The sequence below is a fragment of the Asticcacaulis biprosthecium C19 genome, from assembly GCF_000204015.1.
Lineage (GTDB): Bacteria > Pseudomonadota > Alphaproteobacteria > Caulobacterales > Caulobacteraceae > Asticcacaulis > Asticcacaulis biprosthecius.
The window spans coordinates 370,061-396,430 of sequence record NZ_GL883078.1 but is presented as its reverse complement, the minus strand read 5'-3'; the positions used below and the strand labels follow the sequence as shown (position 1 = coordinate 396,430).

The window sequence follows — 26,370 nt, the reverse complement described above, 5'->3', positions numbered from 1 at the left end:
TGATTCAGAACCCGTATCGCTCCTGGCAGTTGCGGTAATCAGGTCTGTTGGCCAAAGCGCTGCGTACCAGGGCCGCAGCTTTTGGCCGTTCTGACAACTTTGCGGTATCATCTGAAGGGAGATTGAAGAATCCCCAACCGCCGGGAAGCCAATCGCCAAAGCGCTCAATTGTCGTGATCAGGGCCTCGGCATTCGGCAGCGTGATATCGACTCCAGCGTGGTAAGGTGCAAACAGGGCGCCGGTCTCTTGGTTCATCCACAGTGGATTTAACAGCCGGTCACGATGGATCAAATTCAGTAGAGCGTCCATGCGATCGGGCGCCCAGACTATTTTCCCTGCCCAAAACCTATACAAATTCTCATCGTCGTGGTCGTAAATTTCCCACGCCGGGGTCAGGCCGAAAACAGACTGGATGCGTCGTTCGAGCTTTTTGTAAGCGCGGCTATGCCGTTGGTATCGTCGCCAGGCCTCCGCGTCTTCCTTCGCCAAGTCCCGAACGTCATCAACGTCTCGCTCAACGTGATCAGGATGTCCCGTGGGGTCGAGAACTTCCGTTAAGACCATCCAGCACGCATTCGACCCCAGCATTTCCATCGCAAGAGTATGGTAGCGCGCCAGCATATCTGACTGGTCTTTCGGAGTGAGGCATCGATCAAGATTGTCCGGCAAGACGTGGAAGCGTACCTGGCAGGCGTCGAAATGCTTCACACCATGATTGATCGGCAATTCTTTTCCGTGAAAGCGCTGCCATAAGGTTCTGAAATCCGTAAGCTTGGTCATTAGGTTGCTCCCTGGCACGCCCTAGCATGTTGCCCGTCTCAAGAAAACCACGGCCGGCATGACAGATTCGACGGCGGCAGAAATATGGGTTATGCCTGGGAAAAGGGTAGGGCCAAAACAATGCCAAATAAAAACCAATTCTCCCGCGTCGGCGCCATTGACCTGGTGCGCGCTCTGACCATGGTGCTTATGATCTTCGTCAATGACCTGTGGTCTCTTAAAGGCGTGCCGGTCTGGCTGGAACATGTCGCCAGCGGCGTCGACGGCATGGGCCTGTCCGACGTCGTCTTCCCGGCCTTCCTCTTCATCGTCGGCCTGTCCCTGCCGTTTGCGGTGTCGAGCCGACAGGCGCGCGGCGACAGTCTGGGAAGCACCGTCCTTCACATACTCGGCCGTTCGGTGGCCTTGCTGGTCATGGGCGTCTTCCTGGTCAATGGCGAGACCATCCACGAGGCGACCGGCATTCCTCGCCTGATCTGGAACGTGTTGAGCTGTGTCTGTTTCATTCTGATCTGGAACGCCTACCCAAAGACGATGAACATCTGGCTACAGCGCGGACTCAAGGCCCTGGGCGCCGCCGTCCTGCTGGTCATGGCGGTCACGTACCGTGGCGGTGACGGCACGGAAACCTTCGCGCCACAATGGTGGGGGATTCTCGGCCTGATTGGCTGGGCCTATCTGGCGGCCGGCCTGGTGACGGCTCTGGCTCAGGGACGTTTGATCGTTCTGGCCCTGGCCTGGCTGGCCTTTGCGGGCTTGAGCCTTGCCTGGGCCGCCGGTCTTGTGCCGGCCCTGTTGCACATCATCCCTGAGCCGATCATCGGCGGCACCCTGACCGCCCTGGTCCTGGGCGGCGCCGTGATCGGCCGGATGTTCCAACTGTGGCAGCCCCCAGAAAACGAAAAAAAGAATGATAATTTGCGCATGACCCTGGCCTTCGCCGCCATCGCCGCGGCCCTGGTAGCACTGGGCTTTTTCACGCGTCAGTTCTGGGGGATTTCCAAGCTGTCGGCGACCCCGGCCTGGCTGTTCCTGTGCAGCGCCATCACCCTGGCCGCTTTTGTGGCGCTATACTGGATCGGCGATGTCGCCCGGCAAGGCAAGTGGTTTGGCTTCGTCAAGCCGGCCGGCACGGACACCCTTCTGTGCTATCTGATGCCGTACCTGGTCTATGCCGCCATGGCCTACAGCGCCCTGACCTTGCCCGACGTCCTGGTCACCGGGGGCGTGGGCCTGATCAAGTCGTTGCTGCTGGCGTTGATCTGCGTCTGGCTCGCGGGCGGGCTTAGCCGGCTGGGCATCAAACTGAAGCTGTGACCTAGTGTTGCATCGCAGTGAATTTGACGGGTTGGTCCACCCCACGAATGGCGGTTGCGAGGCGCCGAGCGGTCGTTCAAAGAGTTGTCAGACTATATTTTTCCTTATACTCCCCCGTTATACGGGGGAGGTGTCTGCCAGCGGAGCGTAGCAGACGGAGGGGGGATTTCTTGGCACCAAACCCGGCAGAATGTTGGCGTAGGTAACGGAAATTCCTGCGGGCCAAATCCCCCACCGTCTGATTTGCTTACCGCAAATGATCCACGGCACGGGCCGCCCCGCTCACCGTATAACGGGAAGGTATAATGTTAGTATGTTCAGCGCGACGCGACACTAGCCGAGAGACCGGGCAATCGCGTCGCTGCACGCCTTGCTGACCTGGAAGCTGGCGCCGGCCATCTGGGCGGGATCGAATTTGAGCAGGCCCAGACCCGGCTCCGGCAACCAGCCGTAATAGCGTGAAACGATGTCCATCAGTTTCTGCGGGGTCGGCTGGGATATCTCGACCCCGGCTTCATTGGGCGTCAGGACGGCGCCGGTCTCGTAGTTCATCCACAGGACGCCCCACAGCCGCTGATGATACACGTCCAGGAAGATCCGGTTGAAATGGTCGGGGCGCCACATGACCATATTGGCCATGACGGTGTAGGTAAGGCGGTCGGTGTCGCTATAAAACGACCAGCGTGGCGTCAGCTTCCAGCGCTTGGCAATCCGCGCGATGCGCTTGCGGTGCAGCGTGTTCTCATTGGGCGAGGACAGGACGACCATCCAGCAAGCCTCACCGTTGCCGAGCACAGTATCGGCCACCTTGTTGAACCGGTTCAGCAGGTAGCGCAGTTCCAGATGGTCGCGGCACGCCTTGCGACTTTCGGGCAGCAGGTGGAAGCGGGTCATGTTCCAGCCCGGTGTGTCGCGCAGATGGTGCGCGATCGGCCAGGAATTGGGATGCAGGTGCAGCCAGTCGATTTGAAACGGATCCAACTCAGTATGCCTTCTTTAGCCGGCCGATCTGCAGCGCCAGCACGGCGGCCGGGATGGTCAGTGCGGCGCCCATCCATAGTGGCGCATTGGGGCCGAAGGTACTGAAAAGCACGCCGGCGATCATCGGTCCCGTGATGCGGGCCATGGCGCCGATCGACATGTTCAGCCCCAGCATGGCGCCGGTGCGGTCGGACGGGGTGGTGATGGAGAGGATGGCGCAGATGGTCGAGAAGATGACCGACTGGCCGATGGTACCCAGCACGACGATCGGGGCGATCAGGCCTTCGACATTGTGCAGGCTTTGCAGGGCGAAGCTAAGCCCAAACAGGAATAGGCCGCAGGCGAGAACCTTGCTCTCGCCGTAGCGCCGCACCAGCGGGCGCATCACCACCAGAAGCATGATGACGGCGGTAACGCCGATGATCGGGAAGATGGTGGCGGTCTTGGCGACGTCCCAGCCGAACCGCACCTTGACCCAGAGGCCAAAGGTGGCTTCCAGGGTGGCGAAGGTGGCCATATAGCCCAGGGTGGCCAGGATGACCCGCAGCGTGACCGGATTTTTCAGGGCGTCCTTCAGGCTGCGCAGAATGGGCGGTGGGACGGTGGTCTGGGTGCGCTGGCGGCTTTCGCGGACATAGAGCATGACCATCACGCAGGCGATGGCCGACAGGATGGCTGCGGCGATCAGGGGGGGGCGGAACTGACCGCCCGTGACCGGCGCATGGCTGAGCAGGCCGACAATGACCGGGCCGATCATGATGCCCAAAGAGAAGGCGGCGCCGATCAGGCTCATGCGTGAAGCGCGCTGATCCGGCCGCGAAATATCTGAAACATAGGACTGGATGGTCGAGATATTGCCGGAGCTGAGGCCACTGAAGAAGCGGATGGCAATGGCGATCCAGATATTGGGGGCGAAGGCGAGGGCAATGTAGAAGGGCACGCTGAGCGCCGTGGTCAGGATCAGGATCGGCTTGCGACCGATACGGTCAGACAGACGCCCGAAATAAGGTTCGGCGAAGAACTGGCCCAGATAGTAGATGCTGAACATCAGCGTCACCTGCCAGGGCGCGGCGTTCAGGCTGGAGGCGAAGAAGGGGATCAGCGGCACCATGATGCCGTAGCCGGCCAGGTTGACAAAGACCACGGCCAGCATGGCCGCCAGGGGACCGTGCTCGCGAATGTACTGACGCACCGTCCACAGAAGCCGGCCACGGAAGAATGTGCGCGTGTCGCGGGGGTTGTCGTCGTCGTCGTCCGGGCTGTCCCAGACCCTGGCCGCGTCTGCACCGACTGTGTCCATCCGGACCGGATCTGCCGCAGGCACGGCAAGGTCTTCCAGCGGTGGATGGGCAGGTTTAAGCTCGGACATGTCGCCGGTATAGCGGATTTGTCGGCCATTGCGAACGTTTCTTTACCGCAAGTGCGTGATGAAATCGAGACGACAGATGCTGCGGCAATGGCCGTGTACGGCCGAAAAAAACTCTGTTAGGGTAGGGCAGGCATGCCTGACGCACATGGGGGAAATACATGAAGCGCGTAAGTCTTTTGATAGCGATTGCGGTTGTCGCCGTGGTGACGGGCTGCGCGACGGCGGAAGGGTACCGCCAGCGTCTCGACCTGATGGCCGGCACGCACAGCGACCGGCTCCAGGTGGAGTGGGGGCCGCCGGACCGCGTGTCGCCCTTGAGCAATGGCGACGAAATGTGGGTCTACACCAAGACCCAGGTCCACCATTCCGGCAATTCCTATTCCCAGATGGCGACCGGTTCCTATCAGGAAGAATATACCGACAAGAAGGGCAAGAAGAAGACCCGCACGGTTACCACCTATGAACCCGTCTGGGTGCCGCCCGAGAGCTGGGAAACCCATTGCGAGACCCGGTTTGTCATTGCGCCCGACAACAGGGTGGTCAGTTCGGGCTTCGAGGGGCCCGATTGTGTCGCCGAAGAGGTCACGTCACGCTCGTCCAGCCGCGACGATGCGCGATAGTTTGAAAAGCAGGGATTGTAAGCAGGGTGCGTAATCTGTTCGGGCGCGTAGTGAGGGGGATCGCCGCCGCCCTGGGTGTGTGCCTTGTAGGCCTGAGCCTGCCGGCCGGTACGGCCATGGCTGGTGAGTCTCTGGCTGAGATGATTGCCGGGCCGGACTGGCCCCACAGCCACGCGCAGTTCAAGCCCGACAGCGAGGCCCGGTTTGGCCGGCTGGACACCGGCCTGCGTTACGTCATCTATCGCAACACCGCCCAGGGGCGCAGCACATCGATGCGCTTCCTCGTCGCCGCCGGCTCGCTCCAGGAGCGCGACGACCAACTGGGTATCGCCCATTTCGTCGAGCACATGGCCTTTCGCGGCTCGAAAAACCTGAAGGATGGCGAACTGAAGCGGATCGTCGAGGCGGAAGGTTTCGGCTTCGGTTCCGACGTCAATGCCTTTACGGGCTACGAGACCACCAAGTACGTTCTGGACCTTCCCGGCAATGACCTGGCGCAGATCGACGTCGCCTTTTCTTTTGTTGCGCGAGATCGCCGGAAATCTGAGCTTCGACGACGAGGCCATCGCGCATGAGCGCGGCGTGATCCTGGGCGAAGAGCGCATGCGTGCGTCGGCCGCGTCGCGCGCGCAACAGGTCTGGCTGGAAGCCGCCTATCCGGGGGGCCTTTATCCGCAACGCAACCCGATCGGGACGCTGGACAGCATTCGCACGGCGCCGCGCCAGGCCTTGGTGGACTATTATCAGGACTGGTACCGTCCGGACCTGGCCGTCCTGGTCGTCGTCGGCGATTTCGATGTCGCCGGCATGGAGAAGCGAATTCGCGCGGTCTTCGGCGATTGGAAAGCGGCGCGTCCGGGCCCCGTCCGGCGGATCGACTACGCGCCCAAGCCCATGAAGCGGACGAGTGCGGTGGTCCATACCGAGAAGAATCTCAACGAAAGCGTGGGCGCGGCCTGGATCCGAAGCTATATCGACCGGCCTGACAGCCTGGAATCGCGTACCACGGGCTACCTCAAACAGGTGGCTCTGATGGCCATGAACGTGCGGTTTCAACGTGCCGCCGAAGATCCGGCCTCACCCTTTGTGACCGCGACGGTCGGCTACGACAACACGCGCGAGGGGGAAACGTTACCCGGCTGTGGGTGGTGCCCAAGCCCGGCCGTCAGAAAGAGGCTTTCACCCAAGCCGTTCGGATGGTGAACCGGCTCAAGGCCGAGGGCGTGACCGCAGGGGAACTGGCCGAGTTCATCGCCGTGTCAGATGCGCAGATGGAGAACCTGGTCCGGACGCACAAGACGCGTTTCGGCTTTGACATCGCCGAGGACATCCTGTCCGGACTGATCTACGACAACGTCTTCGAAACGGCCACGCAACTGCGCGCCGATTGGGCGCGGGTCAAGCCGGCCCTGACTGTGGCGGGAGTGAAGGCAAAGGCCGGCATCATCTTCAACAGTGACAATATCCTGCTGAGCCGGGAAGGCGAGGACAAGGCCGTTCTGGACGAGACTGCCCTGGTCGCGGCTTTTGCCGAGGCTGAGGCGACGCCCGATGCCGGGCCGGCCGTAGAGGCCGCCAGCCTCGCCTGGCCCTACACCCAGTTCGGCCCCGGCAGCCGCGTCGAACAGAAAACCCGCGACGACACCCTCAGCTACACCCACTACGTCCTGGAGAACGGGGTGCGGGTCAATATCCGCCCCAATTCGCTGGTCAAGAACCAGATCCTGGTCAAGGTCCGCTTCGAAGGGGGGTATCTGCTATTTTCACCGCAGGAGCAGATCTCCCTGGCCCAACTGGCCTTCTACGACCTGCAAAGCGGCGGTCTGGGAAAGATGTCGCAGTCGCAACTCGGCAAGACACTGTCCACTCGTTCGGTGACCTTCGATTACGACTTGGAAGATGATGCCGCGGTGATGACCGGCGACACGACGCGCGACAGCTTCGCGACCCAGATGCAACTGCTGATGGCCTATACGGTCGATCCGGGCTTCCGGCCGGAAATGTTCGAAAATGTCCGCGGCCTGTTGGGTTCCATGTATCAACAGGTGCGTGGAACCCCCGGCATGGCCATGGGGTTTGCCTCAAGCGCGTGGCTGTCCGGAAACGACCCGCGCTATGTTCTGCCGGACGAGGCGCAGATGCAGCAGCGCACGCCGCGGGACATCGAAGCGATCATCCGCCGCACCATCACCGGCGTGCCGGTCGAGATCACCATTGCCGGCGACATCCGCGAAGAGGCCGCTCTGGAACAGGTGCGTCGGACCTTCGGCAATCTGCCCAAGGTGCCGGACAAGGTGACGGTGGCCCCCGGCGCGGACAAGGTCCGGCTGCCGGCCGATCGCACGCCGCAGGTCTTCCATCATGAAGGCCGTCCGGACCAGTCCATCTCCCTGGTGGTCTTCCCGACGACCGATGCCCTGGCCAATCCGGCCGATACCCGGGGCATGCGAATCCTGGCGGAAATCTTCAATGCCCGTCTGGAGGAGGACCTGCGTCAGCGCCAGGGCCTGACCTATGATACCTATGTCGGGCTGACGGCGTCGGAAACGATGAAGGGTTACGGCTATATCGCCGCCCAGGGCACGATTCCGCCGGATAAGGACGCCATCTTCTACGACACGGTTCTGAAGATCGCCGCCGATATCGTCGGCAAGGGCGTCACTGCCGCCGAACTGGAACGGGCGCGCAATCCCATGATCCAGTATCTCAACGACGACACCAAAAACAATGAGGACTGGTATCGGACCTTGGGCGGTCTGTTCGGCAACCCGGTGCTGTGGGACTACAGGGTCAGTGAATTCCGCAAGTATACCAGCATTACCCAGGGCGACATCAATACCCTGGCGCGGCGCTGGCTCAAGCCTGAAGCGGTGTTGCGGGCCCGGGCGGTACGGGAAGAGCCGTGACAGGCTGCGGCGCAAGGTTTCCGCCAGCGTGCGTAAGCGTGGCGCCAAATGCGCCATGATGACAAGAAACGGAGTGACGCGGCGCTAAATAGAGGTCAAAGACCCTGCCAAACCCGTCACACAAGAAACCGTCATGTCGTTTGTGAACCTGAGCAAGCTGATCGTCCTGGCCGCCATCTGGGGATCGTCCTTCCTTTTCATGCGGGTTGCCGCCCATGAGGTGGCCCCGCCCTTCCTGATCGCGCTGCGCGTCGGTTTGGGGGCGCTGTTGCTGGTGGCCGTGGCGCTGTGGCAACGAAAGGCGCTAGATATCCGCGCCCACTGGAAGCATTTCCTCATCCTGGGGCTGCTCAATACGGCGGTGCCGTTTACGCTGTTTGCCTTTGCCGCCCAGACCCTGCCGGCGTCGCTGATGTCGATATTGAACGCCACGGCGCCGATCTTCGGCACGGTGATTTCGGTGGTGTGGCTGCGCACCGCCATGACGTGGAAATCGGGTCTGGGCCTGGTGCTGGGCATTGCCGGTGTCGCCATCCTGGTCGGGCTGGATACCGCCACAGTGTCACCGGGGATACTGCTGGCCGTCGGGGCAGGGCTGGCGGCCGGTTTCCTTTACGGTCTGGCCTCGGTCTACGCCAAGCAGGCCAAGAGCGTCGACGGATTTTCCAATGCCCACGGCAGCCTGTGGGCCGCCTGCCTGTTTATGTTTCCGGTGGCGCCGTTTTACGCGCCGGCCGTCGCGGTATCGGTGCCGGTCATCTGGTCGATCGTCGCCGTCGGCATTCTTTGCAGCGGCATAGCCTACCTGCTGTATTTCAACCTGATCGACCAGATCGGCGCCGCCCCGACCTTAAGCGTTGGCTTTTTGATCCCGGTGTTCGGCGTGCTGTGGGGGGCCTTGATCCTGCACGAACCGATCGGGCTCCAGACCGTCTTGGGCGGAGCGGTTGTGCTGGTCGGGACGGCCCTTATCACCGGCTTCAATCCCTTGGCCATGATACGGCGCAAACCGGTGAGCATCTCCTGAATCGCCAGCACTTTGTCCGCGCTGAAATCCGGGTTAAAACGCGTCGAGACCTGATCTTTTGCGTGACGAGGCTTAACTGGAATTGTATCGGATATCGCAGGATATCGCCTGGCGCGTCGACTACGTCGGCGCCGAGCGTTCGCCCGTTCTGGTCATCGACAACTTGTGCGCCGATCCGGCGGCCCTTTTGACGGCGGCAGAAACAGCGCATTTTATTGATATTGGCCCGACCTACCCCGGTGTTCGCGCGCCGGCGCCGGCAGGCTATGGTGACTGGGTACTCAAGGTTTTTGAGAGGCAACTTCGCGAGGTCTTCGGCGGCGCTGCGCCGTGGGGCTTCGATCTTTGCGCCTTTTCGATGGTGACCACCCCGCCCGACGCGTTGTCGGCGCTGCAATCCTTGCCGCATTTCGACGGCGCCGAGCCAACGCGCTTGGCCTTTCTGCACTATCTCTGCGACGAAGCTCATGGAGGCACGTCCTTCTACCGTCAGATGTCGACGGGTTTCGAGCGCCTTAGCCCCGACCGGCTCGGCAATTATCTCGATCACTTGCGGGTGGACAGCAACGGCCTGGAAAGCCAGGGTTATACCGTGGGCACCAGCGCTATTTTCGAACGCATCGGCGGGGTCGAGGCGCAGTTCAACCGCGCCGTCTTCTATCCCGGTTCGCTTCTGCATTCGGGTGACATTCTGGCGCCGCAGCGGCTGAGCGAGAACGTGCACACTGGCCGCCTGACGATCAACGGCTTTGTCGTGCTGGAGCCGGTTTAGCGGTTCAATGACCGGCGGATCAGTTCGCGCATGGCATCAACTGTGTCCGGCGTACGCGGTCCCAGCAGGCCGCGGGCATGGGGAGCAATATGCTCCACCGGATCGCTTGAGTCGCGGAAAACGTGATGGTCGAAGACGGACTTCCAGGCATCGCGCTGACGCTTGGGAAGGTCGGCCAGGGTCATCAAGGCGTGTATAAGCGCGGCTTCCGGCGCCGCGGCGTCCTTCGGCGAGGCCGGCCACCAGTAGTTGACCAGGGCATTGAAAGGCGTGAGCGACTCGACGCTATGCCACCACATCGAGGGAATGAATAGTGCGTCGCCCGGCTCGAGTTCGGCCACCTGGGACGCTGCCAGGGCTTCGGCATAGCGCGGAAAGCGCTCCAGGTCAGGGGCGCGTACATCGACCAGGCTAGCCGGACGCCCCGCCGGCGTCAGCTCCAGCGGACCAACATAGAGGTTGCCGTACTGGTCGGGTGGGAACAACCGGAACCGCCGTCGACCGGCGACGACGCAGGCGATGTTGTCGGGGATGTCGTTGTGCGGCCCAACGGTGATGCGGTTTCCGAGCCATAGATTGGGCACAAGGTCTGGCGCGACCAGGCTCAACGAATTGTCGGCAGTAAAGCCGGGAAGAAAACCCGATACCGTCGCGGCGCCCATATAGATGGCCGGCGGTCTCGGCGCGTCGCGCAGCCGCAACAAGGCGTCCAGGGTCTGGGCGAAATCGCCCTGACGGACATCGAAGTTCAATCCCCTCAGGTCGGGCGTCATAAACAAACGGCCATCGATCTCGGGTGGCCCCAGCATAAGATGCACCGGGCTGCCGTTGTAGAACCGGGTTAGGTAGCGGGCAAACGCCTCGTCGCTCTGTTGCGCCGCTTGGACAGAGGGCCAGTCCGCCACCGTACCGCGCAGAACGACGGGCCGGTCGCCCGGCGCCACCTCGCGCTTGAAGGTGTCGAGGTCGATGCCGGTGATCTCGGCAATGCGACCGGCACTCATTCCGCCGGCGCCGGACAGAAGCGCTCGATGAAGGCGGCGTGCGGCATGGCCTGTTGCGCTGCCTGGACGACCGACGCCCGCATGGCATTCAATGGCCCGGTCAGTTCACACGCGTCGATCTGGCCGGCCAGGGGCTCGACCGTCTCCGGGAGCAGGCCCAGACCCTCGAACAGGGTCAGCCAGCTTTCCGGCTTGAACGATTCCGCCTCGAATTGCAGCAGATGTCCAGCGGCACGGTAGGCATCCATCTTCAGCGCCAGGCTGTCCGGGATGGTCATGTCGGCGCATTGCCGCCAGAAGGCGGTGTCGCGGCGCTGGCTGGCCTTATAGTGCAGGATGATGAAGTCGCGGATATGCTCGGTCTCCAGCCGCATCCGGCGATTGGCCACCGCCTGCAAACGCGGATCGAAACCGGTGTCGGGGAAGTACTCCATAAGGGTCGACAAGGCGCGGTGGACCAGGTTGATGCTGGTTGATTCCAGCGGCTCGATAAAGCCGCCGGCCAGGCCCAAGGCGACACAGTTGCCGTTCCAAAACTGCTTGCGGGTGCCGGTGACGAAGCGAAGCAGATTGGGCTCGGCCAGCGGGTCGGACTCCATGGCACCCGTCAGTCGGTCGATGGCGGCCTGATCATCAAGGAAGGCGCTGCAATAGACATAGCCGTTGCCGACGCGGTGTTGCAGCGGGATCCGCCACGTCCAGCCGGCTTCGCGCGCTGTCGCGTGGGTATAGGGTTCCAGGGCCGATCCGGCGCGGCGACAGGGCAGGGCGACAGCGCGGTCGCACGGCAGCCAGTGTGTCCAGTCGTCATAGCCGGTTTTCAGCGCGCCTTCGATCAGGAGACCGCGAAAGCCTGAGCAGTCGATAAACAGGTCGGCTTCGAACCTATTGCCGTCGTCAAACAGCAGGGCGTCGACGTGTCCATTGTCTTTCATGGCAGCGCCGGCCACCCTGCGGTCGAGGTGCTTTACGTTTCGCTCAACGGCATAGCGGCGCAACCGTTTCGCATAGAGACCGGCATCGAAATGATAAGCATAGCCGTAATCCGATAACGGTGAGCGCGGGTCGCTGACTGGCTGCGAAAAGCGGTCCTGACGCGCCATGGCGATAGGGAGGGAGAAGGCCTCCAGCGGGGCGTCGAAGCCGGCGGCGCGCGCCCGGGCAAGGCATTGGTGGAAATCGACATCCTCCAGATCCACGCCATAGCGGCCGAAAGGGTGGAAGAACCGTGTCCCGGTCGTACGCCAGTCGACGAACTCGATACCGAGCTTGAAGGTACCGCGGGTGCTGGCGATGAAGTCGAGCTCGCCTAAGCCGAGCCAGGCGTTGAAGTTGCGGATATTGGGGACGCTGGCTTCACCAACTCCAACGGTGCCAATCTCCGATGAGTCGATGACGGTGATGTCGAAATCGCGGCCGTCGCCGAATTTTGCCATGGCCGCCGCCGCCGCCCATCCGGCCGTACCGCCGCCCAGAATGACGATCCGGCGTACAGGGCCTGCGGTCATTGCACGGCCTCCGCCATGCGGGCAGCGGCACAGTTGCGGGCAATGAAGTCCTGATGACTGAGCGCACCTTCAACAGCGGTGTCTATGCCGCCTTTCATGCCTTCGAATTCGCGCTCCAGATCGGCGAGTGCGATGTCGTCAGCCGACGGGTGATAGTACTCCGGCACGACGCCGAAGCCGGCAAACATCGCCAGCCACGAACTGTAGCGGAAAAAGTCGTTGGCACCTGCCTGGATGCGGCCAGTGTGGCGGAACAACTCGATCTGTGCTGCCAAACTGTCGGGCAGACTCATGGCGCGGCACCGGTCCCAGAACGGCTGCCCCACGCGCTTGTTGAGCGCGTAGTGCAGGATGATGAAGTCGCGCAGGTGTTCCTGGTGCTCGCGGTTGCGACGGTTGACTTCGTCACGCAAGTGCGGATTGTCGCGTCGGGTCGGGAAGTTGTTGATCAGGCTCTGGATACTGGTTTGGACCAGGTAGATGCTGGTCGATTCCAGAGGCTCGAGGAAGCCCGAGGCCAGGCCGAGCGCGAAGACATTGCGCGTCCAGATGTTGCGCCGCATACCGGTGACAAAGGGGATGAGGCGCGGTTCGGCAATGGCCGGACCTTCCAGGTTGCGCATCAGATCAGTCATGGCGCGGTCGTCGCTGAGATAATCGCTGCAATAGACATAGCCGTTGCCGACACGGTGTTGCAGCGGAATTCGCCACTGCCATCCGGCCTCGCAGGCCATGGACCGAGTGTACGGCGCGGGCTCCTGCCGGCTCTCGCACGGGATGGCGACGGCGCGGTCGCACGGCAACCATTGCGACCAGGTATCGTAACCGGTCTTCAGCGTCTTTTCGATCAGCAGGCCCTGGAAACCGGTACAGTCGATGAAGAAGTCGCCGGTCAGAACGCGCCCGCCCTCCAGTACCAGCCCGGTGACGTCGCCGGTTTCGCTGTTCTGCTCGACCGTGTCGATACGGGCATCGATATGGCGAACACCGTGGGTCATGGACCAGCTCTTCAGGTAGGCGGCGACCAGGGCGGCGTCGAAATGGTAGGCGTAGTTGAACAGAAGTTCGCCGCGCTCGTCCTTGCGCGGCAAAGCGAAGCGGTTATTGCTGGCCAGTTGCGAACCCAGGCAATAGGCGTCGATCGACGACGCCTTCCCGGCCTGGTGCATCCGCGTCCACAGGTGCTGGAACGGGACGCCGGACATCGGCAGGCCGTGCTCTGCGAAGGGATGAAAGAAATGGCTGCCTTCGCCGGCCCAACCGTCGAAACCGATCGCCAGTTTAAATGTAGCGTTGCAGCGCTTGATAAAATCGATCTCGTTGATCTTCAGGCTTTCGAGCCACGGACGGATGGCTGGCACAGTCGCTTCCCCAACCCCAATCGTGCCGATCTGCGACGACTCGACCACGGTAATTCTCGTGTGGCGGTTACTGCCGAACTTACGTACCAGGGAGGCGGCTGCCATCCAACCGGCGGTGCCGCCACCGGCGACAATGATCGACTGTAAGCGGGGATCGTCCATGACAGCGCTCCGATATCAGAAAAATGAGGGAGACGGCTCGGACCGTCCCCCTCGAGGATCTTCAACTAGGGATATTGAAGATATTTATATCATCAGAACTTGGCGCGGACACCGACGGTGACGACACGTTCGAACTGATTGTACTCGACATTGAAGTCTTCCCAGCCGGCATAGCGGACAGGGGCCTCTTCGGTCAGGTTGGAGCCCTGGATATAGACCTGGAAGCTGTCGTTGATATCGTAGGACGCCGACGCGTCGATATAGGTCTGCGGGGCGTAGTAGGTGCCGAGGCCGATACCCGTTGTCTTGGGCGCGAACGACCAGTGCGCCATCGAGCCCTGATAGGTCTTGTCAAGGTAGTTGACAGCGACCCGGGCCTGGAACTTGTCGTCCTGGTACCAGACGACAGCGTTGAACTGGTTCTCAGCCGTATTGTTGAACGGTGATTTGGAGCCATCGTTCAGGTAAAGCGTCGCACCCGTGCCGGGGTCGATCCCGCCCTGGCTGGGCGAGAAGGTGTAGTTAAAGGTCGCGCCGGTATTGCTCCAGAAGCCGGGCAGGAACTTGAACGACTGCTGATAGCCAAACTCGAAGCCATGATAGCTGGCGCCTTCACCCTGCGAAATGGTGTTGGTCGTGGCACCACGACGCACCACACCGTCCGCGTCCTTGACGGTCGGATCGGTTCCGACCGCATTGTAGGTGTAGGACTCGATCTGGTTGTTGAAGACGCCGAAGCTGACCAGGGTGTCGCGTGTCGGATACCATTCTACCGCCAGGCTGGCCGAACGGGCAAACCATGGGTCCAGTTTCGGGTTGCCGGTCTTGTTGACCGACGACACGCGCTGGAAGGTTTCACCGGCGCTTGTGTCTTCACCATTGTAGTAGGTGATTTCGCCCTGGCCCAGGTTCGGCAGGTCTTGCAGTGCCTGGGTTTCGGTATAGGCCGCCTTGACGCGCCAGTCGCTGCCGATGTCGAAGTTCAGGTTCACGCTTGGCAGTGCAACCGTGCGGTCGGTTTCGGTGACCTTGTCACCCAGGTCAACATAGGCGGTGTGGTTGGGGTCGACGCCGGCCAGGATGTCCTGACGCAGTTGCAACGGATTGGTGACGTTCTGGGTCACTTCCAGCTTGGTATTGACCACGCGCACGCCGAGATTACCCGAGAAGGTCACGAGGTCGGACAGCGGCGCCTCGAAGTTCATCTTGAAATAGGCGGAGGTCTGCTGTTCGCTGATCTGGTAGGTGCGATCCGGGGCGTTGATATACTTGCCCTTGCCGTACAGCAGATCGCGCCAGGCTTCCGGATTGGTGCCGATGGCGCGCGTATCGACGAGCGGCAGAGTCACGTTCAGACCGCCCACTTCGCCGAAGTAATCGATCTTGGAGACGTAGGGCGAAAGGGTCGAGCTATCGAGACCGTAGACCGGCAGCGGGTCGTAGGTGAGGCCGAACGCCGTGCCCCTGGGTGTACTGGCCTGCCCAAGGGCGTAGCCGGCTTCGCCATACTTGTTCAGCAGGCCGGGAATGCCGGACGGCGAGAAGTAGTCGTCCCGGCTTTCGCTCATGTCGCGCTTGGAATAGCGGGCGCCGAATTCAAACGAGAAGCCGTTGTCGACAAAGTCGAGCTTGCCGTCAGCGCGCAGGACATCCATCGTCAGTTCGGTTTCATTGCGCTCCAGCCAGCTCGAATGCTGGTACCAGGCTGCCGGATTTGACGCCAGTCCCGCCAGGACCGAGCCGATGTTGAAGTACATCTGGCTGTCGTCAAGACGCATGTCATAGGCATAAGAGAGCGTTGTGGGGATCGAGCCGGGATTGATGTTTTCCGCCGTCCCGCCCAGCGAACGCACCAGCATGCGCGTATCGGTCTGGTTGGCGACCGTCAGGTTCTTCAGGCTGCGGTTTGCGTCGGCATGAACCCAACGCACGCTGCCGGTAAAGGCGCCACCCTGATCGTAACGCAGTTCCAGGTTGGTGTTGAGGGCGTCCGTGTCACGATAGGTCGACTGAACACCCGCGCGCAGGCCGTTGGTCAGGCCGTGCAGGCCTGTGATGTAGAAACCGCGATTGGTCTGATCCGAAGCGACGCCGAAGCCAGTGATCGCCGCCTTGCCAGGATTGGCCGCCGCCCAGGCCGGAAGGGATCCCCGACCGCCGAAGTTGCCGTTAACGAACAGTTGCTGGCCGTGCTGAGCCTCTTCGGCCTTGTTGTAGACAACGTCAGCGATCAGTTCAAAACCGTCAGCCAGATTGGCGTTGAAATTATAGACGACCCCGATACGTTTACGGTCATATTGACGCGAATTGACATTGGTGTTCCAGCCGATCGGCGCAATGTAATCGTCGGTTTTGTCGGAGTCGCCATTCAGGTTTTGGGTCGGATTGGCAATCCAGGTCGAATATTCATCGACCAGATCAGGGTCGACGAATTGCTGCGAGCCGGCCGAGGTGCTGTCGTTTAGGGACACACCCAGCGACATGGCGAAGCGCTTGTCCCAGTTGTAGCCGACCGTCGCATCGACGCGGGTATCGGCGCCATCGAGGAAGCTGCCGTAGCTGGCCTGGGCTGAGACCCCGCCGGTGAGGCCGTTCTTCAGCTTCAGCGCTCGGGTGGTACGCAGGTCGATCAGACCGCCAAGGCCGCCGTCGGTCAGGCCGGCGTGCTGAGATTTGTAAACATTGACCCCGGTCACCATGCTGGACGGGACGTCATTGAAGCTGACGCTCGACGACAGAAGGTTTTCGGCCGTGATGAAGCGCTCGCCGTTCAACGTGGCCAGGACCTGCGGCGCGCCGCGAACCGACACGCCGGCGCCTTCGCCGGCCGAACGCGAAATCTGGATGCCGGTGACGCGTTGCAACGAGTCGGTGATGGTAACATCGGGCAGTTTGCCGATGTCGGTTGCCACGATCGAATCGACGATTTCCGCCGACTTACGCTTGATGGAAATGGCGGCTTCCTGCGATCCGCGCACCCCGCGAACGACGACGACGGAGTCGTCTGCCGGTGGAGCCGCAGCGGTTGCATCCTGGGCCCGGGTGGCACCGGCCGATAGTATGGCCAAGGCGGACACAGCCGTAAGCAGCGCCGTTTGGCGCTTGAAATGACGTTTCATGGTTGTTCCCTGTATCGTAACCCCGCGGAATGGTCCGCAGTTCCACACAGGGATAAGCCCGCACCAGATTTTTATCAAATAAAATTATCAAATTGTTTTAATGGTCTTTGGCAATTAATTATGCAATAAAAACATATATTTATTGAGATGATAGCGCTGTCAAGTGTCGTTGCATAAAAGTCACGTCGGCATTTTGATACCGGTAACGTGAGACGGCGCGGTCAGTAGCATCGCCCAGCACGGGCTTTGCCGCCTCAGCCTAACTGGCCCAGGCTGCTCTGGTTCTTCAGAGCGTCAGGCGTCGGCAGGAGCCGATTCTGGAAGACGAGGGAGGCCGCACCCATGGCGGCGGCGTCTACCGATGTCGAGGCGGTACGAAACCACGCCATGGCAAAACGGTTGCGATCGGTCTGGAACATGGCGTTGAGCCGCGCACACAGTTTTTCGGCGATAAAGACCGGTAATTGCCCGCCGATAAAATGCATGTCGGGGCTAAGCAGATAGGTAATGGCCAGGAAGGGCCCAGCCATATAGCGGGCGGCCTTATCGACCCAGGCATCGATGGCTGGGGTCATGGCGTCATCGTCGGCGTTCAACTCGTCCGGATGCGACACCGTAAAGCCGTGCGCGGCCAGTTCACCGTACAGGGCATAGAGCGAGACGGCATCCCACAGGGTGCTCTTGCTGCCATCGGGCGACGCAATCGGAATATTGCCGATTTCACCGGCACGGGTCACGCTGCCGGTATAGGGCTGGCCGTTTATGATCAGCCCGCAGCCGAGACCCGCGCTGATCAGGGTATAGACGAAGGTCTTATGGCTGTGCCCCAGGCCGAATTGCGATTCTCCGATGGCGGCCGAGGTGGCGTCGTTTTCGGCAAACACCGGGACTTGCAATTGCGTTGCCACCAGGCGGGCAATATCCACGGTTGACCATTGGTCGTAGGCAGCAGGGCGCCCGGTGACCTCAACCTCTCCCAGCCGGTCGGGAATGGCGAGGCCGACGCCCAGCAGGCGGCGGCGCGCAAAGCGGCGATCAGCGAAGATCAGGTCGAGATTGGTTTTGAGGAAGTCGAGCACATCCGATGGCAGGGCGAAGTGCCTGTCGAGATAGATGCGTTCGCGGACACGCCCGCCCAGGTCCATGATCACGAAGGTCATGTGATCGCGGTCGATATTCAGCCCTATGGCATAGGCGCCATCGGCGTTGATGGTGAGCCGGGTAGCCGGCTGCCCTCGCGTACTGGCTATGCGGCCGGCCTCAACCACCAGGCCGTCGGCGATGAGGCGACGGCTGATATTTATGATGGACTGCTGAGTGAGACCGGTGACGGCGGCGACTTCGCCGCGTGTCGCCGTGCCGGCGGCACGTATCGCCTGAAGGACGACGCGCTGATTATAGTCCCCCGCGCGCGACAGATTTGTTCCGGAAAGTTCGCGTGCTGCCGATGCGCGCTTGTTGGCGTGCGTAACCATCTTCGCTTTTTGTCGCCCAACACGAAATTTGTTTTTGTTTAGTCCTGATTTCCAGCCTTAACAGCGCACGGACGATTTTCAAACAGATATAGTGGATGAACACTCATCTCGCGGACATGATGACCACGAACGTTTTCAGCACCGGCTCGACCACCTGCCACTGGCCGGTATAGCCGGGCCGGAAGATGAAATGATCGCCCGGATGCAGATGAACAGCTTCCTTGCCATCCTCCTTCACGATGGCGTGGCCTTCGACCAGGGTGCAGTATTCCCATTCGTCATAAGACACACGCCATGTCCCCGGCGTCGACGCCCAGTAGCCAGCAAAGCGCGTTTCATCCATATCGGCGTCCAGCGTCCACAGGGTAAAGCGCGGATCGCCGGCCAGAACCTTTTCCGGCGAGGGTGCGCTCATTTCCGGCGGGGGCAGATCTTCGCGATCGAAACGGACGAAATGGGCCATGGAGAATCTCCTTTCCGTGCACGGTAACATGCGCATCAGCGGGTGCAAATGCCCGCTTGTGCGCCGGGGCCGGGGAAGCTAGGTTGATTGTAATGGATTACAACGAGGCCTGATAATAGGTCCGAATGGGAGAAGATATCATGAAACGCGTCCTGATGATGGCGGCGGCCGGTTGGATTTTGGCCGGAGCTGCATTCGCCGAACCCAATCTTAAACTCAATGAAAAGGGCTATTACGAAGCCCCGGGGCTGAATGTCACCGTCTTTGCCGACATCTATCCCGACGGCCACCAGACCGGCGTGACGGTGATCCAGCACGGTACGCGCATTGCCGCCAATGGCGATCTGCGCCTGGAGCCGTCGCCGGGTCAGTGGTCGCCCATGCCAACCGGCGAAGGCACGCTGGCGATCGATGCGGCCACCAACACCGTCACCCAGCGCCTGCGCTATCCCGACGAGTCGAAGGACCGCAAGGGTTTCAACCCCATCGAATATCCCGACCTGAAGTTCAGCTATGGCGTCCGCGTGACGCCGCTGGAGGGCAATGCCTTCCAGGTCTCGGTCGATCTCGACCAGCCCCTGCCGAAGGACTGGGAAGGCAAGGTCGGTTTCAATTTCGAGCTTTTTCCCGGCGAGTTGTTCGGTAAATCCTGGCTCATGGCCAAAGATACTGGAGAAAGCCAAAGTGGCATCTTCCCGCGCCAGGCCAATGGTCCCATGGAAGAGGACGTGATGGGGGAAGGTGGGGGCACTCTGGTCACCGCCGACATGGCGCGCGGCAAAACCCTGGTTGTCGCCCCGGACAACCCCCTGCAACGCATGAAGATTGAAAGCCGCACCGGCCAACTCAAACTGCTCGACGGCCGTGGCAACTTCAACAACGGCTGGTACATTGTCCGGGAGCTGACCCGGCCCGGCGCTACGAAGGACGCCATTTCCTGGGTGATCACGCCGCACACCGAACCCGGCTGGCGCTACGCGCCGGTGATCCAGATCTCTCAGGTTGGCTACCGTCCCGGCCAGACCAAGGAGATCGTCATCGAGCAGGATCCGCGCGATACCACGGCCGATCCGTTGGTGGTCTACAAGATGACCGCAAACGGCCGCCAGGAAGTTCGCCGCGTGACCCCGAAGACATGGGGCAACTTCCTGCGTTACCACTATCTCAAGGCCGATCTGAGCGATATCACTGAAGCCGGCATGTACCAGGTCGAGTATCGCGGCCAGGTCAGCCATGCCTTCAAGATCGGCGACGACGTCTTTGACCGCCATGTCTGGCAGCCGACGCTGGAATATTTCCTGCCGGCCCAGATGTGTCACATGCTGGTCAAGGAAAAATACCGCACCTGGCACGGCATCGACCACCTGGATGATGTCCGCATGGCGCCGGTCAATCTCAACCATTTCGACGGCTATCTCCAAGCCGGCTCGACCCTGACCACGTACCAGCCCGGTGATGACGTGCCCGGCATGGACCGAGGCGGCTGGCACGACGCCGGTGACTATGACCTGCGCGTGGAAAGCCAGATGGGCACGGTGTGGCTGCTGTCGAAGATGGTCGAGGAGTTCGGCGTGAACTATGACGCCACGACCATCGACCAGGTCACAAGGGTCACTGAGATCCACAAGCCCGACGGCAAGAACGACATGCTGCAGCAGATCGAGCACGGTCTGTTGTCGGTGGTCGGCGGCTACAACGCCATGGGCCGGACCTACCGCGGCATCATTGAGCCCTGGCTGGACCAGTATACCCTGCTGGGCGACGTCACCACACAGACCGACAACCTGCGCTATGACCCGAACCTGAAACCCGGCGAAAAGACCGGCACCCATTCGTCTTTGCAGGACGATCGCTGGGTGTTCACTGAAGACAATCCCAACCGCGAGCTCGAGACGGCGGCGCAATTGGCAGCCGCGTCACGGGTGATGAAGGACTACAACCCGCAACTGGCGGCGGACTCGCTGAAAGCGGCCCAGGACCTGTATACCAAGGCTTTCGACCGGGCGACCAGCCTGAAAGCCAGGGTGTTCGTGCTGTCAGAACTGGCCCAGACCACGGGTGATCCGGCGCTGGTGAAAAAGCTCATTGCGCTGAAGCCCGAGATCGTCGCCCATATTGACCAGGCCGGCCCGGTCCTGGCTTCGGTCATGCCGCTGATCAAGGACAAGGTGTTCAAAAAGGACGTCGCCGTCGCCGTCAAGGCGCACCAGGAAAAACTGGCGCAGGAGGCCACCGAAACGCCCTATGGTGTGCCGTACAAGCCCAACATCTGGGGCGCTGGCTGGCAGATCCAGGAGTTCGGTGTCGACCAGTATTTCTTCCGCAAGGCCTGGCCGGAACATACCCCGGTCAAGCTCCAGCATGAGGCCCTGAACTTTGTTCTGGGCGTACACCCCGGCAGCAATACCTGGTCGTTCGCTTCGGGTGTTGGGGCGAATTCCGCCACCACAGCCTACGGCACCAACCGGGCCGACTGGAGCTACATCCCGGGCGGGGTGATTTCCGGCACCGCGCTGATCCGGCCGGACCTGCCCGAGCTCAAGATCTGGCCCTATTTCTGGCAGCAGGGCGAATATGTCATGGGCGGTGGGGAGACCAACTATATGTTCCTGGCCCTGGCCGCGGCGCAAAAGAGACCTTGATTTCTTGCACGTGACGGAGGAGGAGGGGCCATGCTCAGCCTCCTCCGTAAAGAACTGTTCCTGGTCATTGCCGCCATCGTGGCCGTCCTTGCCATGCTGTCCGAGCACAGCATCCTCCACGCCGGCCAAGGCGCGTCGCTGGTCGCCGGCATCGCGCTGATCGGCGTCATCATCATGGCGTCGCTGCGGGTCGCCCACCATGCCGAAATCCTGGCCGAAAAGGTCGGCGAGCCCTACGGCACCATGATCCTGACCCTCTCGGCCGTACTGGTCGAGGTGGTCATCCTGGCCATCATGCTGAACGGCGCGCCATCGCCGACCCTGGCGCGCGACACCATCTATTCGGCGGTCATGCTGGACATCAACGGCATTATCGGTGTCGCCGCCATTCTCGGAGGGCTGAAGCACGGCGAGCAGCCCTATAACGACGCCTCGGGCAAGACCTATATTGTGATGATCATGACGGGCATGGGCGTCTCTATGCTGGTGCCCGAATTCATTCCCAGTCCGCACTGGCAGGCCTATTCGGTCTTTTCGATCGCCATCATGGTCTTCCTGTACGGTATGTTCCTGCGCCTGCAGACGACCAAACACAGCTACTTCTTCAGCTACGCTTACGAAGCCAAAGGCGGCGAGGCCGACCACCAAGACGACCATGGCGGCAGCAAGACGTGGCACTCGGTGGCTATCCTGATCACCGGGATCGTGCTGATCGGCCTGCTGGCAGAGGTCATGTCAAAGACCCTGGAGGTTGGAATGGAAGGCACCGGTGTGCCTCCGATCTTCTCGGCCCTGGTGGTGGCGACTATCTCGGCCAGTCCGGAGATCCTGACAGCCCTGCGTGCCGCCCTTGCCAACCGCATGCAGCCGGTGATCAATATCGCCCTTGGGGCGTCGCTGTCGACTGTGGTGCTGACAGTACCGGTCATCGAACTTCTGGCGCTGATCCAGGGCGAGAAGATCATCATGGCCTTGACCCCGACCCAGAGCATAATGACCGCTCTGACCTTGCTGGTGGCCGCAATCAACCTCAATGACGGTCAGACCAACGCTATCGAAGGCACGACGCACTTCGTGCTGTTCTGTGCCTTCCTGATGCTGGCCTTTATGGGCCTGTGAAGGTGAAGACCAGCGAACCGCTGTAGGTCCCTGACGCCTGGGCTGGCTGGCTGGCCGGTCCGGTGTTTTCCGGCGTGACGAACTTCGACCCCATGGCCGGGATGGCCGCCATGAAGGAAATATCACCGGCCGGGAAGTCCGGTGAGGTGTTGATATGGCCCAGTTGCGGCGTGCCGATGCGAAGGTAGACATCGTCCGAAGCGCTGTTCACCGTCCACGCCCCGGCATCCGTTTTGAACCGCGCCCAGCGCAGGCCGGCGAAATAGCCCTGGAACTCCGGATAGACGGCAGCGCCGGGCTTATCGACGCTGCGGGCGGCTTCGCGTACGCCCAGCTCCGGTCCGCGCAGGCGGTTTTGCCAGACGCGATAGGGGCCGCGGCCCAGGCTGCGCACCGAGGCGATGCGGTCTTCCGGGTGATCGAAGGTGACGCCGTGATAGAGGAAGGCGCCGTTCAGGGTGTAGGTGTAATCGAGCTTCAACGAGCCGTCGCCGCGCAGCGTCCAGCGCAGGGTATCCAAACCGCCGCCGCGCGCCTCGAGCCAGGCTTCGCCGTTGGCGGTGCCGGTGGTGATGACGGCTGGGCCGGCGGGGGCAGGGAAGCGGTCGGCTTCGAAACCAAGACGAACCGTCTTGATCGGTACCGTCCGGCCGGAATCGCTCGTTGGCGGCGAGAAGCGGATCGCGGACACCATTTGAGGGGCGAAGCTGTAGCGGTTGCCATCATAAGCACGACGCGTGCTGTCGTAGAGGGTTTTCCACGACTGGCCATCCGCTGTGATTTCCAGCTTGAAACCGGCATAGCTGTCATTCTTGTCCAGAGCCGGGTCGACCTCGATAATGTCGGCCATCTGCGGCGCCGCCAGGGCGTGCGCCAAGGCGCGGGGTTCCAGGTCGAGCCAGGTTGGTTCCGCCGTGCGCGGCCGGGCGAAGACCAGGCGCGGGCCGTTGCTGAGTGCCAGGATCTTACCGTCGCGCGATACCTGACGCAGCAGGCCGGTCGTGGGATCGAAGCTGGCGCTGACCGCGCCGACCGCCAGGCGAATATCGTCGGTGCTGGCGGTTACGGTGGGTGTGCCACCCGCGGTCACGGCGGGCAGGGCAGGTGTGGCCACCGGCCAGCTCCAGGTCCACACCGGCTGATTGTCCGGTCCGATGGCGGTCACCATGACGGCGTCGGCAGAACGCCAGTTGCCGGGCAGGTCCAGATGCACCGCGCTTGTTGGGTGCGCCGCGATATCGGGTCCGTTGACGGCGCCGTGGGCGATGACGTTCGGCGCGGTCCCTTTGTCGGCGGGACCGGGGAAGCGAACGGTTTGCCATTCGAAACGTACCTGCGATAGCGCTGTGAAATCGTAATGGTTGGTCACCGCCAAGGTGCCGTCGTACATCGGCGGTGTCATGATCTGGATGGGCGACCACAGGCTGCGGATGGTGTGGTAGCTGCCTTCCTTTTCATGGTTGGGGCCGACCAGGCCGTCGGGGGCGAAGGTGCTGAAATTGTCGATGGCACCGCCGCGATCGCTGCGGGCTATGCCTTCGTCGGCGAACACCCAATGGAACATCCCGGCGCCGCGCGGCGAGGTCGAAATGGCGGTCCAGTAGTCGTCCAGACCGGCGCCTGCGCCGCCATCATACAGGGCGTGCAACACCTCTGTCGGCATCAGGAGGTTGGTCGATGCCAGCCGTTTGGTCAGGTCATCCCAGTTGGAGTAGTGCTTGGTGTCGATATCGTCGTGCAGTTCCCACGGATGCAGCACCCGGCGCTTTTGGGGGTCATACAACGCAAATTCGCCGTCGAGATCACGGTTCCATCCGCCTTCATTGCCGTTATCCCAGAAGAGAATGCTGGGGTGGTTGACGTCGCGTTCGACCATCTCGCGCACCAGAAGCCGCCCATTGACCGTATCGTGCGCCGCCTGCCAGCCGCTGAGTTCGTTGAGAACATACAACCCCAGTTCGTCAGCCGCTTCCAGCAGCGCCGGATCGGGCGGATAATGCGACATGCGGATGGCGTTCATGTTCATCGACTTGACCAGGCGGACATCGTCATAGCTGTCTTCCGGGTTCAGAGCGCGGGCCGTCTGTGGCCGGAAGCTGTGACGATTGACGCCTTTCAGCAGGATGCGTTGGCCGTTGAGAAACAGGCTTTCGCCGGCTCGAACCTCAAACGTGCGGAAGCCGAAGCGCTGGGTCGTGGTGTGAAGCGTTTCATCGCCCTTGTAGAGGGTCAACCGCAGGTCATAAAGGTTGGGTGTCTCTGCCGTCCACAGGCGCGGCGCTTCGATCTGCGTCGACCATTGCACGCGCCCTGATCCACCGGCGGGCAGTTGCAGCGACACTGGTGCGCCGACCGCCTTTCCGTCCTTGGTCAGGACCTGCCCCTCAACCCGCGTCGCTTCGCGGGCGCCGTCGAACTGAATATCGGCGCTCAGGCTGCCATCGGCGCGACCGTCCAGCGCGACGTGGCGAATGGCTTCGACCGGCGACACCTCCAGCCAGACCGGCCGGAAGATGCCGCCAAACACCCAGTAGTCGGCGTGACGCTCCGCCTTGTTGGTCGCGGTATTTGACGATTCCTTGGCAACATCGACTTCTATCAGATTGTCTTCGCCCAGCTTCAGGTGTGGTGTGACATCGTAGGAAAAACGGTAAAAAGCGCCCTGGTGCACCGGCCCGGCAGACACGCCGTTGATGCGCACGGTGGCGTCAGTCATCACGCCTTCGAAGACGAGGCGGACCCGCTTGCCCTTCCACTCGGCCGGCGCGGTAAAGCGGCGTTTGTAATGGCCATGCTCACGGGCTTCGCCTTCATTGCCGTAATTGTAGGTCCCAAAACCGTGCTGCTCCCACACGGATGGCACCGGGATGGTGGTCTTCTCGCCGGCTCGGCGCCCTTCGGTGACGGAAAACTCCCAGGCCACGGCGTCCTTTGGCCCCTTACCGGACAGATAAACCCGCTCGGTCTGCGGCGCCGCCTGGATGGCAGCGGGTACGAAAACAAGCAGACAAGCGGCCGCCAGCGCGCGGAAACAGCGATTGAGATCCATGGAAACCCTGCAGATTTATCGTTGACGCCACAACGCCGGCAGAGGTTGAACGCGCTCCCGCCGACGATCAGTCGCTCAATTGTAATATCATTAAGGCGCAGGAATTCAAGCGGCGGCGATGGCCCAGAATTCCGTCAGTTTGTATATTCGCCTTGCCAGTTCTCGTGACCATGTCTGACGCGAACAACCACGATGCCTTCTTCTTCGATCTGATAGAAGATCAGATGTGACCTGTAGGGATGAACATGTAAGGGAGGTTGCAGTTCCACGCGTTGCCGTGCGGCGCGAGGGTTTTGCCCCAGGAAGCCGACGGTCATGTGCAAACCATCGAGATAGGCTTCGGCCTGTCGCCGGCCAAACCGTTCCGAGCCTGTCAGGTATATGTTTATAAGATCGCTTTCGGCTTCCTCCGTAAAGCGGTAGCTCATGGTTTGGTCAGACCCAACTCATCCGCGCGGCGCCGGGCGATTGCCATGATCTCATCAAAGCTGTGTGGACTGATGCCGCTATTAATGCCTTCGGTGATCTTGACCTGCATGGCAGCAATCTTTTCGGCGCGTTCCTGGTCGCGGCGGATCAGGTCGCGGACATAGTCGCTGCTGTTGGCATAGCGACCATCTCCGCTTCGGCTTTCAACCCAATCCTTCATCTGGTCGGGCAGGGAAATGTTCATTGTCGCCATGGCTTATCTCCTG

General features: G+C 61.5%; 21 protein-coding genes. 9 read left to right on the top strand and 12 right to left on the bottom strand.

The genetic code is table 11. The features are described from left to right. Nucleotides 1–4: 4 nt before the first annotated feature. Complete coding sequence (locus tag ABI_RS12230; RefSeq protein ID WP_006273307.1) at nt 5–781, bottom strand: DUF3885 domain-containing protein; 777 nt, start codon at nt 779–781, stop codon at nt 5–7. Between the two features lie 120 nt (nt 782–901). Here ABI_RS12230 and ABI_RS12225 point away from each other — a divergent pair, with 120 nt between their 5' ends. Continuing rightward, on the top strand, nt 902–2,098 hold the full coding sequence (locus ABI_RS12225; protein WP_040309372.1) for a heparan-alpha-glucosaminide N-acetyltransferase domain-containing protein: 1,197 nt from the start codon (nt 902–904) through the stop codon (nt 2,096–2,098). 333 nt (nt 2,099–2,431) lie between these two features. Here the strand turns inward: ABI_RS12225 and ABI_RS12220 are convergent, their stop codons facing one another. Both ABI_RS12220 and ABI_RS12215 read right to left on the bottom strand, forming a co-directional pair. Further along, nucleotides 2,432–3,079 (bottom strand): DUF3885 domain-containing protein, encoded by a 648-nt coding sequence (locus ABI_RS12220; protein WP_006273303.1) that lies wholly within the window; start codon nt 3,077–3,079, stop codon nt 2,432–2,434. A gap of 1 nt (nt 3,080) precedes the next feature. Next, the gene (locus ABI_RS12215; RefSeq protein ID WP_006273301.1) at nt 3,081–4,448 is read right to left on the bottom strand and encodes an MFS transporter; all 1,368 of its coding nucleotides are present in this window, start codon (nt 4,446–4,448) and stop codon (nt 3,081–3,083) included. A gap of 158 nt (nt 4,449–4,606) precedes the next feature. Between ABI_RS12215 and ABI_RS12210 the strand changes: the two genes are divergently transcribed. From ABI_RS12210 to ABI_RS12185, 6 genes are all read left to right on the top strand, one after another. Continuing rightward, entirely contained in the window at nt 4,607–5,068 is a 462-nt protein-coding gene (locus ABI_RS12210) for a hypothetical protein (protein WP_006273300.1), read from the top strand. Nucleotides 5,069–5,094: 26 nt separating this feature from the next. Continuing rightward, nucleotides 5,095–5,643 (top strand): insulinase family protein, encoded by a 549-nt coding sequence (locus tag ABI_RS12205; protein WP_040309209.1) that lies wholly within the window; start codon nt 5,095–5,097, stop codon nt 5,641–5,643. Continuing rightward, complete coding sequence (locus ABI_RS12200) at nt 5,588–6,271, top strand: M16 family metallopeptidase (protein WP_040309208.1); 684 nt, start codon at nt 5,588–5,590, stop codon at nt 6,269–6,271. The genes ABI_RS12205 and ABI_RS12200 overlap by 56 nt, the downstream gene beginning before the upstream one ends. Further along, nucleotides 6,265–7,974, top strand: a complete 1,710-nt coding sequence (locus ABI_RS12195; RefSeq protein WP_040309207.1) for a M16 family metallopeptidase — start codon at nt 6,265–6,267, stop codon at nt 7,972–7,974. The genes ABI_RS12200 and ABI_RS12195 overlap by 7 nt, the downstream gene beginning before the upstream one ends. 133 nt (nt 7,975–8,107) lie before the next feature. After that, complete coding sequence (locus ABI_RS12190) at nt 8,108–9,001, top strand: DMT family transporter (protein ID WP_040309206.1); 894 nt, start codon at nt 8,108–8,110, stop codon at nt 8,999–9,001. An 82-nt stretch (nt 9,002–9,083) separates the two neighbouring features. Further along, on the top strand, nt 9,084–9,773 hold the full coding sequence (locus ABI_RS12185) for a DUF6445 family protein (RefSeq protein ID WP_006273295.1): 690 nt from the start codon (nt 9,084–9,086) through the stop codon (nt 9,771–9,773). Here the strand turns inward: ABI_RS12185 and ABI_RS12180 are convergent. The 6 genes from ABI_RS12180 to ABI_RS12155 form a co-directional block, all read right to left on the bottom strand. Next, the gene (locus ABI_RS12180) at nt 9,770–10,777 is read right to left on the bottom strand and encodes a cupin-like domain-containing protein (RefSeq protein ID WP_006273294.1); all 1,008 of its coding nucleotides are present in this window, start codon (nt 10,775–10,777) and stop codon (nt 9,770–9,772) included. The genes ABI_RS12185 and ABI_RS12180 overlap by 4 nt on opposite strands. Beyond that, nucleotides 10,774–12,285 carry a tryptophan halogenase family protein gene (locus ABI_RS12175; protein ID WP_006273293.1) on the bottom strand — a complete coding sequence of 504 codons (1,512 nt, stop codon included), beginning with the start codon at nt 12,283–12,285 and terminating at the stop codon, nt 10,774–10,776. The genes ABI_RS12180 and ABI_RS12175 overlap by 4 nt, the downstream gene beginning before the upstream one ends. Beyond that, the gene (locus ABI_RS12170) at nt 12,282–13,808 is read right to left on the bottom strand and encodes a tryptophan halogenase family protein (protein WP_006273292.1); all 1,527 of its coding nucleotides are present in this window, start codon (nt 13,806–13,808) and stop codon (nt 12,282–12,284) included. Before ABI_RS12170 ends, ABI_RS12175 begins: the two co-directional genes overlap by 4 nt. Nucleotides 13,809–13,900: 92 nt before the next feature. Next, nucleotides 13,901–16,927: a TonB-dependent receptor gene (locus ABI_RS12165; RefSeq protein WP_006273291.1), complete on the bottom strand. Its 3,027-nt coding sequence runs from the start codon at nt 16,925–16,927 to the stop codon at nt 13,901–13,903. 254 nt (nt 16,928–17,181) lie between these two features. Further along, on the bottom strand, nt 17,182–18,402 hold the full coding sequence (locus ABI_RS12160; protein WP_006273290.1) for an ROK family transcriptional regulator: 1,221 nt from the start codon (nt 18,400–18,402) through the stop codon (nt 17,182–17,184). A 103-nt stretch (nt 18,403–18,505) separates the two neighbouring features. Further along, on the bottom strand, nt 18,506–18,865 hold the full coding sequence (locus ABI_RS12155; protein ID WP_006273289.1) for a cupin domain-containing protein: 360 nt from the start codon (nt 18,863–18,865) through the stop codon (nt 18,506–18,508). Between the two features lie 140 nt (nt 18,866–19,005). Here ABI_RS12155 and ABI_RS12150 point away from each other — a divergent pair, with 140 nt between their 5' ends. After that, complete coding sequence (locus tag ABI_RS12150; RefSeq protein ID WP_006273288.1) at nt 19,006–21,507, top strand: glycoside hydrolase family 9 protein; 2,502 nt, start codon at nt 19,006–19,008, stop codon at nt 21,505–21,507. 30 nt (nt 21,508–21,537) lie between these two features. Continuing rightward, the gene (locus ABI_RS12145) at nt 21,538–22,626 is read left to right on the top strand and encodes a calcium:cation antiporter (RefSeq protein ID WP_006273287.1); all 1,089 of its coding nucleotides are present in this window, start codon (nt 21,538–21,540) and stop codon (nt 22,624–22,626) included. On the opposite strand, the gene ABI_RS12140 is transcribed toward ABI_RS12145, so the two are convergent. The 3 genes from ABI_RS12140 to ABI_RS12130 all read right to left on the bottom strand — a co-directional run bounded on the left by ABI_RS12140 (nt 22,613) and on the right by ABI_RS12130 (nt 26,357). Beyond that, on the bottom strand, nt 22,613–25,675 hold the full coding sequence (locus ABI_RS12140; RefSeq protein ID WP_006273286.1) for a glycoside hydrolase family 2 protein: 3,063 nt from the start codon (nt 25,673–25,675) through the stop codon (nt 22,613–22,615). The genes ABI_RS12145 and ABI_RS12140 overlap by 14 nt on opposite strands. Nucleotides 25,676–25,809: 134 nt before the next feature. Beyond that, a complete protein-coding gene (locus ABI_RS12135; RefSeq protein ID WP_006273285.1) occupies nt 25,810–26,103 on the bottom strand; it encodes a type II toxin-antitoxin system RelE/ParE family toxin in 294 nt (97 codons plus the stop codon). Further along, nucleotides 26,100–26,357 carry a type II toxin-antitoxin system ParD family antitoxin gene (locus ABI_RS12130; RefSeq protein WP_006273284.1) on the bottom strand — a complete coding sequence of 86 codons (258 nt, stop codon included), beginning with the start codon at nt 26,355–26,357 and terminating at the stop codon, nt 26,100–26,102. Before ABI_RS12130 ends, ABI_RS12135 begins: the two co-directional genes overlap by 4 nt. Between the last annotated feature and the right edge of the window lie 13 nt (nt 26,358–26,370).

Excerpts from the sequence above, each read along its gene's own strand:
- ABI_RS12170 (WP_006273292.1), bottom strand. The coding sequence starts at position 13,808 with ATGGACGATCCCCGCTTACAGTCGATCATTGTCGCCGGTGGCGGCACC.
- ABI_RS12180 (WP_006273294.1), bottom strand. The coding sequence starts at position 10,777 with ATGAGTGCCGGTCGCATTGCCGAGATCACCGGCATCGACCTCGACACC.
- ABI_RS12165 (WP_006273291.1), bottom strand. The coding sequence starts at position 16,927 with ATGAAACGTCATTTCAAGCGCCAAACGGCGCTGCTTACGGCTGTGTCC.
- ABI_RS12230 (WP_006273307.1), bottom strand. The coding sequence starts at position 781 with ATGACCAAGCTTACGGATTTCAGAACCTTATGGCAGCGCTTTCACGGA.
- ABI_RS12195 (WP_040309207.1), top strand. The coding sequence starts at position 6,265 with ATGGTGAACCGGCTCAAGGCCGAGGGCGTGACCGCAGGGGAACTGGCC.
- ABI_RS12150 (WP_006273288.1), top strand. The coding sequence starts at position 19,006 with ATGAAACGCGTCCTGATGATGGCGGCGGCCGGTTGGATTTTGGCCGGA.
- ABI_RS12225 (WP_040309372.1), top strand. The coding sequence starts at position 902 with ATGCCAAATAAAAACCAATTCTCCCGCGTCGGCGCCATTGACCTGGTG.
- ABI_RS12175 (WP_006273293.1), bottom strand. The coding sequence starts at position 12,285 with ATGACCGCAGGCCCTGTACGCCGGATCGTCATTCTGGGCGGCGGTACG.
- ABI_RS12210 (WP_006273300.1), top strand. The coding sequence starts at position 4,607 with ATGAAGCGCGTAAGTCTTTTGATAGCGATTGCGGTTGTCGCCGTGGTG.
- ABI_RS12130 (WP_006273284.1), bottom strand. The coding sequence starts at position 26,357 with ATGGCGACAATGAACATTTCCCTGCCCGACCAGATGAAGGATTGGGTT.
- ABI_RS12215 (WP_006273301.1), bottom strand. The coding sequence starts at position 4,448 with ATGTCCGAGCTTAAACCTGCCCATCCACCGCTGGAAGACCTTGCCGTG.
- ABI_RS12140 (WP_006273286.1), bottom strand. The coding sequence starts at position 25,675 with ATGGATCTCAATCGCTGTTTCCGCGCGCTGGCGGCCGCTTGTCTGCTT.
- ABI_RS12155 (WP_006273289.1), bottom strand. The coding sequence starts at position 18,865 with ATGGCCCATTTCGTCCGTTTCGATCGCGAAGATCTGCCCCCGCCGGAA.
- ABI_RS12135 (WP_006273285.1), bottom strand. The coding sequence starts at position 26,103 with ATGAGCTACCGCTTTACGGAGGAAGCCGAAAGCGATCTTATAAACATA.
- ABI_RS12160 (WP_006273290.1), bottom strand. The coding sequence starts at position 18,402 with ATGGTTACGCACGCCAACAAGCGCGCATCGGCAGCACGCGAACTTTCC.
- ABI_RS12190 (WP_040309206.1), top strand. The coding sequence starts at position 8,108 with ATGTCGTTTGTGAACCTGAGCAAGCTGATCGTCCTGGCCGCCATCTGG.
- ABI_RS12145 (WP_006273287.1), top strand. The coding sequence starts at position 21,538 with ATGCTCAGCCTCCTCCGTAAAGAACTGTTCCTGGTCATTGCCGCCATC.